At 33.5% G+C, this 13,519-nt stretch carries 5 protein-coding genes; all 5 read left to right on the forward strand.

Features of this window, described 5'->3' with window-relative positions; translation table 11 throughout:
* The first annotated feature begins 175 nt into the window (after positions 1-175).
* The 5 genes from MBBTH_RS00565 (at position 176) to MBBTH_RS00585 (ending at position 13,256) form a co-directional block, all read left to right on the forward strand.
* The gene (locus tag MBBTH_RS00565) at positions 176-1,984 is read left to right on the forward strand and encodes a right-handed parallel beta-helix repeat-containing protein (protein WP_116591108.1); all 1,809 of its coding nucleotides are present in this window, start codon (positions 176-178) and stop codon (positions 1,982-1,984) included.
* Between the two features lie 70 nt (positions 1,985-2,054).
* Complete coding sequence (locus tag MBBTH_RS00570; protein ID WP_116591109.1) at positions 2,055-4,997, forward strand: right-handed parallel beta-helix repeat-containing protein; 2,943 nt, start codon at positions 2,055-2,057, stop codon at positions 4,995-4,997.
* Between the two features lie 157 nt (positions 4,998-5,154).
* Positions 5,155-9,567, forward strand: coding sequence for an Ig-like domain-containing protein (locus MBBTH_RS00575; RefSeq protein ID WP_165813992.1), 4,413 nt, complete (start codon positions 5,155-5,157; stop codon positions 9,565-9,567).
* 111 nt (positions 9,568-9,678) lie between these two features.
* A complete protein-coding gene (locus MBBTH_RS00580; RefSeq protein WP_165813993.1) occupies positions 9,679-11,856 on the forward strand; it encodes a right-handed parallel beta-helix repeat-containing protein in 2,178 nt (725 codons plus the stop codon).
* 71 nt (positions 11,857-11,927) lie between these two features.
* Positions 11,928-13,256 (forward strand): Ig-like domain repeat protein, encoded by a 1,329-nt coding sequence (locus tag MBBTH_RS00585; protein WP_116591112.1) that lies wholly within the window; start codon positions 11,928-11,930, stop codon positions 13,254-13,256.
* Positions 13,257-13,519: the final 263 nt, after the last annotated feature.

Here is a 13,519-nt window from a genome sequence, read left to right on the forward strand (position 1 = left end):
TAAAACCATAAAAAACACAACCAAAAAGTTAATTAACTCTAATAATAGATTGTACTTCCTAGTATATAAAATTAAAGGATAATAAAAAAAGAAAAAAATTTAAACACAAAAATTATGAGTCAGCCTCTTTTTTATTAGTTAGGTTAAAAATTAGATTCAAAGGGAGAAAAAAATTATGAATAATAAAAAGATTTTATTATCCATCTTTTTAGTTGTTTTAATTGCATTTTCTGTTAGTTCAGTTTCTGCAGAAAACGCTACTGATGATATTGTAGCAACTGATGATGCGGAAGTTGTGGCAACAGAAGATGTTGAATTGTTGGCTGCTGATCCAATCTCACCAAGCGCCAACACTTCAGAGGCTATTCAAACTGCAGTTGATACAGCTGAAGATGGAGGAACTGTTGATTTAAGTGTTTTTGATACTTATGATATAGTAAATAATACAATAAAAGTGGAAAAGGATAATCTCGTAATAAAAGGTAATGGCGCAACTAAAATTTATGGTCATGGTGCAAATAACGGATTTTTCGATGTAGCCGCTAAAGGAGTAACCATTCAGGGAATAACTTTCATTGACACCAACCCTAAAAATGATTTGACCTATGGTGGTTCCGTAAATGGTTGGGGTGTTCGCTTTGCAGGTTCTGTCGCTGAAGGCGGAATCGTGGACAACTGTGTTTTCCAGGATTTCAACCAAGCGGTTGTAGTTTCCTCATGTAATTACATCACTGTCAAAGACAGTAAATTCTATGGTGGATATGCAACAAAACTTATAAACGACCCTACTGTCAACAAAGAACAAGGTTCTAAAGTAATCAGTGTAATGGGTTCCAAGTTCATCACTGTATTAAACAATACCTTTGATGGCATAGTATTGGATGCTATTTCAATTGCAGGTGGAAGTGGAGATGCAAAAATCATAAACAACACTTTCAAAGATAACGTTTATTCAATCTTCTTTGGAGGAGCATCTACTGATGGAACTTTCATCACAGGCAATACCTTCACAGATTGTGGTTCATTTGATGATGGAACTCACGATTGGGATGGATTCCCAGTAATAAGTATCCAAAAAGCTTCCAGTGGAGTTTTCATTAGCAACAACACCTTCAATGTGATTGACAATAACTGGTTAATTGCTGCTGAACAAGGAAACACCGCTCACGGTTATCCAAGTACTCTTGGTAACATAAATGTAACCGACAATATCGTTAGAAAATCTAATGATGCAGTTGAAACTTCCGGTGTAACCTTATTGCACATCTTATGCAGGTCAGGAATGTTAAACCCATATGCAGAAATTCACATCTCCGGTAATGATGTTGTTGATGGCGTAAGAACTTTAGTCGTATGGTGTAACGATTGGGGTAGTGAAGACGCAAGCCCAAGTGATGTTGTAATTCCTAAAGCTGACTTGGTACAAACCCAAATCGCTATCACTAGTGTTGACGGAACCAAAATCACAGGTGTATTAAAAGACATTTCAGGTAATCCTATTGACGGTGCTGCTTTATCCTACTCTATCAACAATGGCACTGCAGTAAATATAACTACCGATGAAAATGGTGTCTTCATAATCACTGGTGAATCCGGTAAACTTGTTGCTATTAATTTTGCAGCAACAGACAAATTTGCAGCTTCTGCAAATTCACTTACTTTAACTCCTACAGAAGTTACAAAAACTGTTACAAAAACTGTATCTAAAAAAGCTGTTACACTCAAAGCTCCTAAAGCTAAATTTAAAGTCAAAAAGGTTAAAAAAGTTAAAATTACTTTAAAATCTGGTGGTAAAGCAATTGCCGGTAAAAAAGTAACCATTAATGTTAATGGTAAAGCTTTCTCTGCTAAGACCAACAAAAAAGGTGTAGCAACCATTAAAGTTAAATTAACTAAAAAAGGTACTTACAGTTACGTAGCAAGTTTCGCTGGTGACAGTGCATACAACTCAGGACTTAAAGCTGGTAAAATTGTTGTTAAATAAACAACAATTTTCTTTTTTTCTTTTTTTTTAGATATTTCAGTTAAGTAATTGATTCCGTATTAGTGTTTTTTTGGGGGAGATTCAAATTAAAAAATTAAGACTAATATTAATAATCATTCTATTTTTTTCAATATTACTTTTAAATGCCGTCTATGCCGAAGACAATGAAATAAGTGGAAATTTAACCAATGGTAGGTTTGACACAATACAGGATTTAATCGATAATGCAAATCCTGGGGATTCGGTCCATTTGGAAAATAAGACATATGTTGGAGACGGAAATTCAATAAAAATCAATAAAAATATTAATATTTATGGATTGGACTCAAATACTATTCTCGATGCAAACAATACGTCCAGAATTTTCGAAATTTCAAAAAATACAAAAGTAAATATTAGTGGACTGACTATAACTAACGGATATTCAGATTCCATAGGCGGAGCTATCTATAATCAGGGCACACTATACATTTCTAATTCTAAAATAACTAATAATCATGCCGAACGTGGAGGAATATACTGTTCGGATAAATCCAATTTAAATATTTATAATTCAAATTTTGAGGGAAATACTGCGGATTCAGGTGCCGCAATCGAAAATGACAATCCAAATGGGGTTATTAATATTATAAATTCATCCTTTACTCATAATGTATGTGAAGAGGGTGGAGCAATCTATAACATTTGGGGCAAAATGAATGTATACAGTTCCATTTTCATGTACAACTCCGCCGAGAGGGGAGGAGCCATCTACAACAATCGTGGGATTCTTAAAGTTTACAATACTAAAGTCATATCAAATATTGGTACTGATTTAGGTGCAGGAATAAAAAGCTGGGGAATTTGTGAAGTTTACGATTCAATCATCATAAATAACACCAATCCTTTAAGGCAGGGTGGAGGTTTTTATGTTTCTGAATTTTCATTGCTTCTTAGAAACTGTCTTGTCCTGAATAATTCTGCAGTCAATGGCGGCGGAGTTTATGTTGAGGCAAAGGCCAAGCTGACTCTTAAAAACACTTCAATAATAAATAATTCAGCCAGTCGTGGCGGGGGAATTGACGTTAATGACGGGTCCATCACATTGACTGATTCTCTCATATCCAATAATTCTGCAAAAACCAACGGAGGGGGAATATATTGCGGTTGCCTGTCCCTTCGAAATATTGATGATGGCATAATAGATAACTGTAAAATCTATAATAATTTCGCCGTTAACGGTGGAGGAATCTATGTAAGTGAAGTTACGGTCAATATTGTGAACTGCGAATTGAGTAAAAACCGTGCAAGCGAAGGAGGGGCGGTTTATAATGATGGAAACTTTTCTTTGAAATACTCCATCCTAAATTCAAATAATGCAGGAAATGGTGCAGGAATATATAATAAAAACGAATTCAATATTGAGGAGGTCACTGCAAGTAAAAACATTGCCTCTCAAAATGGCGGTGTAATTTATAACTGTGCAAATTCCATTATCTGTGATTTAAAATCAAGTTTCAACGAAGCATATTTTGGCGGAGTAGTTTATAACACTGCAAAAATGGCTATTGGAAATTCTGAATTCAATTCAAACAGGGCATCTGATGCAGGAGTGATTTATTCATCTTCAGATTTAGAAATAAACAATTCAAAATTTAACAATAATCAGATTACCCGTAAAGGAGGAGTAATGTATCTTGCAATGGGAAATGCTACAATTGATGGTTCGTTGTTTTCATTCAATACAGGTGCAGATGAGGGTGGCGTAATATTTAACGATGGTGCTGATGTTTATATTGCAAATTCCCAATTCAAATCAAACAGGGCTAAAAGCTATGGGGGAGCTATTGACAATTCCGGAAAAATAACTATCACAAATTCATTATTTGATAATAATGGGGCTTATGGTGCTGGAGTTATTGACAATGGAGGAATCTTGACAATACTTCATTCAAACTTCACAAACAATAAAGCAACAGTAAACGGTGGAGCCATCGACAACAATAATGTTTTAAATGTTGTAGGATCTATCTTTGAGAATAATGTTGCAGGTGCTGAAGGAGGAGCAATCATTGCAAGAAAAGATATTGATGTCAGCTATAGTTCTCTATTTAATAATCGTGCCTCTGCTGGAAACGCATTTTATGCAAACGGCAATAACAGCAATTTGTCAAATAACTGGTGGGGAACAAACAGCCCAGATTTTGAAAATTTGATTAACATCAATATTTCTGACGAGTTTGCTTGGATTATTATGGGCTTTAAAAGTGTTGACCGCTTAATGCAGTATGAAAATGCGAGGATCATAATCACTTTCAATGAAGTAAAAAACATGAATAATCAAGTTTCCCAGATTGCTGATGCCGGCGGGTTGCCTAATTTTAAAGTGACCTTGTCAACAGGAAGTGTTTTCACGGTTAAAAATGGATATTGCTTAGACTCAGTATATATTCCAAAAATATCATCAATAACTTCAAAAACCAATGGCCAATCAATTGCATTGGGTGTTAGTTTGAATCCTTCTAAAATAATAGACAATAAGAATATTGTTGTGGATTATAATGGGAAAGTAACTTTTAAAGTTAGGGTAGTTGGTTCTAACGGCAAGGTTGTTGGTCAAAATGAGGCAGTAGTCATGAAAATTGTGGGCAAGGCATATACTGTAAAGACAGATAAGAACGGTTATGCTTCAAAAACATTCAGTTTAGTTCCGGGAAAATATTCAATTACAACTGAATATAAAGGATTTTCCGTAAAAAATACAATAACTGTTAAAAAAGTACTGAAGGCAAAAAGCATTACCAAGAAAAAAGCCAAGAAAATCAAATACTCCGCAATGCTGAAAACCAGCAAAGGAAAGGCTATTTCGGGTAAAAAAATTACTTTCAAAATTAAAGGTAAAACCTACAAGGCTAAAACAAATAAAAAAGGAACTGCAACGGTCAGTTTTAAGAATTTAAAGGTTGGAAAATATAAGATTACAATCAAATACTTGAAATCGACTGTAAAAACAACTTTGAAAGTTAAAAAATAATGTTATTACATTATGTATTTTTATTCAAATCACTTTTTTTATTTTCTTTATTTTTACTTTATTTTTAAAATAAACCGAAATATATTAAATACATCGATTGTTATATTATTATATATTGACAATATAATTATTTTAAAAACTAATGGTGGGGGAGAATGTGAAATTTGATAAGACTTTAATTGCATTATCATTTTTATTCATTGCTATGCTGTCCGTAAGTTCAGTTGTAGCCGGTGATAATGATATTGATGCTAATTTAACTTCAGACGCATATGACTCTAATTTACAAATAAATAATAATCTAAATAACTTGGAAACCGTTAACGAGAATACTTCAGTTTTATCTTCGCCTCAAACAATCATCGTTGAAGAGATTGAAGATGATCATAATGAAATGAGCCAACCAACAATTCAAAAAGCAATCGATAATGCCAATGCGGGAGATACAATCATTATTGAAGGTAAAAGTTATGTTCACTGTCATTTTATAATTAATAAAAAATTAACAATTATAAGTAATGTCGGCACTACTATGGAAGTGTGTCCAAGTAATACCCAAGGTTCCGGTTATAAAGGAATATTCTATGTCTCTCCTGGAGCAAGCGGAACAGTAATTGAAGGATTTACTTTAAACAATAATGTTTACAGTGAAAATGATTATGGAATATTGGTCAAAGGCAATGATGTTGAAATCAGAAATTGTACAATCAGCCATATTGGCTATTCCGATGCAATCAGAATAGAAAATGCAAAAAATTGTCTTGTTGAAAATGTCACTGCCTTGAATGCAAACAACGCCATCAATATAAGAAATTCACAAAACATCGATGTCAAATCATCAAATATCAAGAATTCCAAAAATGGAATAAATGTTGTTGATTCATCTTCAACAACAATATCCTATAACTCCATTTCAAATAATAATATTGCAGGTATTTCATTTTCAGGAAATGGCCGATATTTGACCATAAATTATAATAACATAACTGAAAATACAAATGGGGTCAAATTAACTTCTTCCGACAATATTTATATTCTGAGCAATTACATCGCATTCAATACAAACAATGGGGTTTATGTCGATTATAACATTACAAAAATAGAGATAAAAGGCAATTTCTTTAATCAGAATCAGCTATGGGAAGTCTTCAATGATTTTCATGTTAAAAATATTAATGATGTGTCAATTAAGGATGCAAATAATTTGGAAATAATTAATAACAATTATATGATCAATTACGGAGGATATGGTTCAGGAGACCGGGACAGGCCGGTTTGGACTCAGGTATATGAGTATAAACCTAGCATTGGCGACTATAATTATGATGCTGCCAATGATGTTTACGTTTATGTAGGTGAAGGAAACGGCGAATATTATGGTCATCAGGGAATAATGTATCTTGGCTATGTCTTTGAGATAAATGAATTTGTGAGCTGCCCCAACATTTATTATTCACCTAAAAATGTATGGTCAAAATCCGGAAATTATGAACTGCAGTTAAGTGAAATCACACAAGTCAAAAAGGGAATCTACTCCATTTCCATTGTTGATGCAAACGGCAATGTTGCAACCGATATTAGTTCAGTTCCGGTAACATTTTATTTGAATAAGGCTGGAAAAAGCGCAACTCCTCAGGAGGGTGATGTCTACAAAACCGTAATGATGAAGAATGGTACTGCAACAGTCAGATTTTACATGGATGAATTCAATGCATCCGGAAATGTCATAACTGCAGTATTTCCTACACCCGGCACAAACATTGACGATAAGGTATCCAAGACATTTGCTGTTGGCGATGCGAACATTCCAGGAATTCCATCCAACACTTCAATCAGTGTTTCCAATTTAAACACCTATCCGAATTCAAACCAGATAATTGTTGCCACTTTATTTGACCAAAACAGCAATCCTGTTGTCGGCGAAACACTGACATTCAAAATCAACTCAAAAACATATAATGTTGTCAGTGATGCTAATGGTAAGGCTCAAATAAAAATATCCGAATCAAAAGAGGGAACTTATACACTCAGCGTCAGTTTTGCAGGTGATGGAGGAATCGATTATTATGGATCTTATGCCCAAGCTAAAGTCACTGTTAAAAAGCAGGCTACAAAAATCATTTCTTCAAATCTGAACATGATTCCTAAAATGGCAGAATATTACTCAGTCACCTTAAAGGATGCTTCCGGAAATGTGTTGGCTAATCAAAAGGTAACATTCAAGGTCAATGGAAAAACCTACACAAAAACAACCAATTCAAAAGGTATAGCTAAAGTAAAACTTAAATTCAATAAAAACAAGAAAAAATATAAGATTTCTATCACATACAAAGGAAACAATAAGTACAAGGCGGTTTCAAAGACTAATAAGATAATCGTCAAATATTCATCCAAAAAGGCTAAACTGACAACTCCTACAGTTACCATTCCACCAAAAACCGCTAAATATTACACTGTAAGTATGAAGGATGTTAATGGTAAAGCAATATCCAAACAGAAAGTCACTGTTAAGATTAACGGTAAAAAATACACCAAAAAGACCAATTCAAAAGGCCAGATTAAAATTAAGGTCAAATTCGCAAAATTGAAAACTTATAATGTTAAAGCAACCTATAAAGGAAGCAAGATTTATAAAAAGGCTTCATCAAGCGGTAAGATTAAAGTGGCTAAAACTGCTACTAAAATCACTGCCCCTACACTTTCAATGCTTCCAAAAGAGTCAAAAACCTATACAGTCACTTTAAATGCGGGTGGAAAAGCTTTATCCAAACAGAAATTAACTATAAACATTAACGGTAAAACCTACACAAAAACAACTGACGGCAAGGGTCAGGCTAGTGTAGGAGTTAATTTTGCAGATGAAAAGACTTATACAGTTAATGTAAATTATAATGGAACCGGAATTTATAAGGCATCAAAAGCCACCGGTAAAATAACTGTTTCAAAAATGGCCACTCAGATTGTTAGTTATGACAGGACATTCTCTAAGGATACCCAAAAAGAGTATCAGGTTACCTTAAAAGACAATTCAGGCAATTCATTGGCAGGTCTAACTGTTTCTTTCAATTTAAATGGTCAAAATTATGATGAAACTACAGATTCCAATGGTGTTGCCAAGTTAACCATCAATGACTTGAATGTGGAAACTTATGATATCATTGTCAAATTTGCAGGCAATGACAAATACAAATCAGTTTTCAAAACAAATAAGATTACAATTTCCGATAAGCTGAATACGGTATTTGTGGATGGCAATTTGCCGAACTCTGAAATACAAAGTATTTTGGATAATGCAGCAAGCGGATCGAATATTGAGTTTTTAGGAAATGAATATTCAGATATTTCATTAACTCTTAATAAAGATTTAAACATTTATTCATCAAATTTAACAAGTTTGAATGCAAAATCAGGCAGTCCTGTATTCATTATATCCTCTGATAATGTCAATGTCTCCAGTTTTTCAATTAATGGAAACTCAGGCGATGCAATTGTCATTGATGGCGCAGACAGCGTAAACATTGTGGATAACATAATTTCAAACAGGTTGGATGAGGGTAAGCTTGCAGATTATAATGCCGGAAACATTAACCTTCCGGGATATGGAATATCCATTACAAATGCAAGCAATATAAAATTATCCAAAAATGATATAAAATCATTTGAAAGCGCAATATTTGCTCAGGAATCCTCACACATTGTCATTGATAATAACACATTAAGGGAGAATAACTATGGTGTAAAATATGGTTGGGGCGTTGCAAATACTGAAATCACCAACAATGACATATTCAATCAAATCGGATTATATATCATGACAGTTCCTGAAGGCCCGACAGGATATGGAATATTCCTGAATAATTCCGCCGTAAATGTAACCATCAATCACAACCACATTTATGCAAATCACTTGGGAATTTCCTTGGATGCAAATTACTCAACAGGCATTGTAATAACTCAAAACACCATTACTGACAATGTTCTTGAAGGAATCAGATTCAATGCAGGATATGATCTTGCCCAAAATGCTGTTTTGCCTCATGTAACCGATAATGCAATATATAGAAATGCAAGAGGTCCGAGTATGATGATTTTAGGTGAAATGAGTGCAAATCCTTTCGGCATTTATGGCGGCGGATTATTGGACCCTAGCCAAAAACTGCAATTAGAGCCAAATTGGTATGGAACAAATAATCTTGTCACCTGGGACAATGATACAGGTGTAGTGGGTTATGGAACAATGTGTCCTAGAATCAACACTACCAATATCGAATTTAACGTGACTTATAACAGTCCTGGTAACTACAGCATCAGGTTTTATAAGAATGGGGAGTTTGATGCAAATCTTCCGGAATTCGACATGTTTGCAACATTGAATCGTGGAACCGATAAGCAGGCTGAAGTTGTATTTGATGTAATTGAGGGTATGGGCACATTCACATTCGATTCTTCAAATTTCAATTCTACAAAAAATACTATTGAAATATCCATCGGGTCTCTGATTGACTCAACATCAAGGGTATTTAAGGTAACTTACCTCTATGAAGTTCCTGAAGGTGAGATTCCAGCTTAACAAATATGTTTTTAACATATTTGTTCCTTTTTATTTTTTTTAAAAAAAATATAACAATAGTTAAATATCATGATTGTTATAAATATTCTTATCGTAAAAGAGAGTGTAAATATGAAAATAAATAAGTTTTTTTTAATAATTTTGATTTTAGTAATTGTAATTTTTGGAATTGGGTCAATATCTGCAACAGATGATTTAAATGACACAATTTCAACAGAAAATTTGATTAGCAATATCGAAGATAATCAGGATGAAGTTCTTTCATTATCTAATGGTGGTGATGATGTCCTTGCCGATTCTCCAAAAACAATTGAAGTGCCGTTCATTGAGACACAGCCAAATGAAGTGTTATGGCCAAGGATTCAACCGGCAATTGATAAGGCAAATCCTGGAGATACTGTGATAATTAAAGGAAATCCCGTTCATTGCCATATTACAATCAATAAAACTTTGAGCGTTATCTCATCAGGAGGGACAATAGATGCATGCCCTCACCATACCCATGAAGGCGTAGACGAATATGGTGTATTCTTTGTTGCTGAGGGTGGAAGCGGATCTTTAATTCAAGGTTTTACATTTGTAAATAAGGACAAATCAGAAACACCATTTGCTGTTTTAATAAGGGGAGCAAGTGATGTCACTGTTAAAGATTGCACTATGAACTGGGTTGATGATAATTCGGACAAGCTTTTAGGAATAATAATCGAAAATGCAGACAACATCAAGTTGTCAAACCTTTTTATAAACAATACAATCAGTGGGATAACTATAATAAATTCCACAAATGTCGAAATAACTAATTGTACATTTACAAATATTGAAAGTAATGCAATAAGCATCAGTGGAAATTCAGGAAATATCAATGTATATGATAATACCATATTAAACAATGGATATTATGGCATTAATTTATTGAGCGTAAATAATGTATTCATAAAGGATAATCTGATAAAAAATAATGGTAAAAATAATCATGATAGCGGATCAGGAATCTATGTTAATGCTAACATTACCAAACTTGTCGTAATGGGAAATATTTTCATAGGAAATAATCTGCATGCAGTAATGTACGATTGTCGTGCAAGAAATCTGGATAACAGTGAAGGTGCGGATAATTTAACCATTGTTGATGATAATTACTTTGAAGGACATAATTCAATGATACTTCACCACAGAACCTATGTAGAAAGTGCCGACGGAAACATGGATTATGATGCTGAAAATGACTTATTTGTTCCTTCAAGTAATGGAAATTACAGCGAATCCAAATCATATGTGTATTTGCAAAATGCATTTGTTGTAGATGATATTGTTTGCGGGTTTACTTATTACACATCAACTATTCCATGGTCTTTGGAGGCTCCGGGAAATAATGGGAAATACAACCTTTCATTGAAATTGAGTGAGATGAAAGAAGTAAAAAATGGAGTTTACCAAATTTCAATTGTTGATTCAAAGGGAAATGTTGCTTCAAACTTTAATTCCGGATATATGATATTTTTCCTGAATGATTACAGTACGATGGAACCTCAGGGCAGTGACATTTACAAGAAAGTTAAAATTCAAAAAGGGGTTGCTACAGCAGATTTTAGAGAGTATTACAGTTTATTCCGCAGCTCCGGCAATGTTATAACTGCTGCTTTTTGTGCATTATCAAATAAGGTTGCTAATAATCCTCATAGGCAGTTGAATGTTTCAGATTCCAACGTTCCAATCAACCCTTCTACACAGTTAAGTTCATCCGGATTAACTCTTTATCCGTTGGCCACAGGATATCTTTCAGTGAAATTAGTTGACAGTAAAAATAAAGCAATTGCCGGACAATATGTCACAGTCAACTTCAATGGCAAAACTTACAATGTAAAAACGGACAATAACGGAATTGCTAAAGTTAAGGTTTCACTTTCAGCTAAAAAAACATATTCTGTAACTTTCACTTATTCCGGAAATGATGATTATAGCGCAAGCAAAACTGCAGCAAAAATCATTGTTAAAACAGGTAGCAAGAAATCTAAAATCAAGGCTTCCAACATGAAGATTAAAAAGAATAAAAAGAAATCCTTTAAATTCAAATTGACTGCGAGCAATGGAAAGGCATTATCCAATCAAAAGGTAATTGTAAAAGTGAATGGTAAAACCAAAACTCTTACAACCAACAAAAAAGGAATTGCTAAACTGACCATTAAACTCAAAAAAGTTAAAAAATATAAGATCAGCATGAAATTTTTAGGAAATTCCCAGTTTAAACCGGTTTCAAAATCCAATGTTATAACTGTAACTAAAAAATAATGTTTTTTCTTATATTATTTTTTTCATTAGATTTATAACAATAGTTAAAAAAATTATTTCGGAGAACCTTTATGAAATTGAATAGATTAATAATTGTATTACTAATATTTTTTAGTCTAACGTTTATATCCTCAGCATCTGCTCAGGATAATGTGGATTTAAATTTAACAGACGAAAATGCGGACATTATTGAAATTGATGATTGCAGTGATTTAATTGCAGATGATTCATGTTGTGATGATGAAAGCGGACCGAAGACCTACTATGTGGCACCTGACCCCGAAAATCCGAATCAGGTTCAGGCTCCAACAGTACAGCCGGCAATTGATAATGCAAAACCTGGAGACACAATAGTTCTTAACGGAACATTTGTCCATTGCCATTTCATGATTAACAAGACTTTAACCATTCTGGCCACCCCAGGAACAAGCGTAGGGGTATGCCCTCACCATACTCACATGATGAAATATGGAAGCGGTCCTGAAGACCATGGCGTGTTTTACATTTCCCCGCAAGCCAATGGAACTGTATTGAAAGGATTTTCATTTACAAATGACTTCTACTACATTGCAAACGATGTCTACAATCCATTTGGGGTTTATGTTGATGCGGATGATGTGGTATTGGAAAATCTGACTTTCAATTGGGTTGGCGTTAAACGGGAAACATCAAAATTTGATCCTGAGGATTTCCAGTTCAATGCAATAATTCTAAACAACACTAACAATACCCTGATTAGGAATGTTGTGGTGGGCAATGTGAACAGTTTTATAAACTCAATTAATGCTTCTAATATCAATTCAAATAATATCTCCAGTGTCAAAGCTGAAATCAAGGAATTGGTTGCTTCAGTTATTATTGCATCTGATTTAAACATTTTGGCAGGAGATTCCAGTAGTTTACAGGTTACTTTGAAAGATTCAAACAATCAATTGCTTTCAAATAAGACTTTAACCGTTATTGTTGATGGGGAATCCAAGGCAGTGACAACTGATGATAATGGGGTTGCTAAAGTTTCAGTAAAATACTCCACTTCTGGAACTCATTACCTAACCGTGTCTTTTGCAGGGGATGATGACTATAAATCCTCAATAAAATCCAGCAAGATCATTGTAAGTAAAAGGACAACAACCTTGAAAGCTCCAAAAGCTACATTGAAAGTTAAAAAAGCTAAAAAAATATCCATTACGTTGAAATCCAATGGCAAGGCAGTTTCAAGTAAAAAAATTACAATCAAAGTAAATGGAAAGACATTTTCAGCTAAAACCAATTCCAAAGGTGTAGCTTCCGTTAAAGTGAAAGTTGCTAAAAAAGGAACTTTCACCTATACTGCAAAATTTGCAGGTGATGGGGCATACAAATCAGTAAGCAAAACAGGCAAAATTGTTGTTAAAAAATAAATTGATGTAGATTACCTACATCATATTTTTCTATTTTTAAGATAAATTCTTTTATATCAAAATAATATTTAATTAAATTAGCAAATGATATTGAAAAATATTATTTAATTAATCGAATATTTCATTTAATCAACTTTGGGAGTGTCCGCTATTTCTCCTTTGAATTTTTTTTTAATTTAATTTTTGAAATCTATGATTTTATCATGTTCAATTATGTAATTATTTGTCCATTTGTCAAATATGTTTATGTTTGTTTGTTGTTT

It is taken from the genome of Methanobrevibacter thaueri, assembly GCF_003111625.1.
Taxonomy (GTDB): Archaea; Methanobacteriota; Methanobacteria; order Methanobacteriales; family Methanobacteriaceae; genus Methanocatella; species Methanocatella thaueri.

What these genes read in the sequence shown, in the direction of transcription:
- MBBTH_RS00580 (WP_165813993.1), top strand. Translation starts at nt 9,679, where the DNA reads ATGAAAATAAATAAGTTTTTTTTAATAATTTTGATTTTAGTAATTGTA.
- MBBTH_RS00565 (WP_116591108.1), top strand. Translation starts at nt 176, where the DNA reads ATGAATAATAAAAAGATTTTATTATCCATCTTTTTAGTTGTTTTAATT.
- MBBTH_RS00585 (WP_116591112.1), top strand. Translation starts at nt 11,928, where the DNA reads ATGAAATTGAATAGATTAATAATTGTATTACTAATATTTTTTAGTCTA.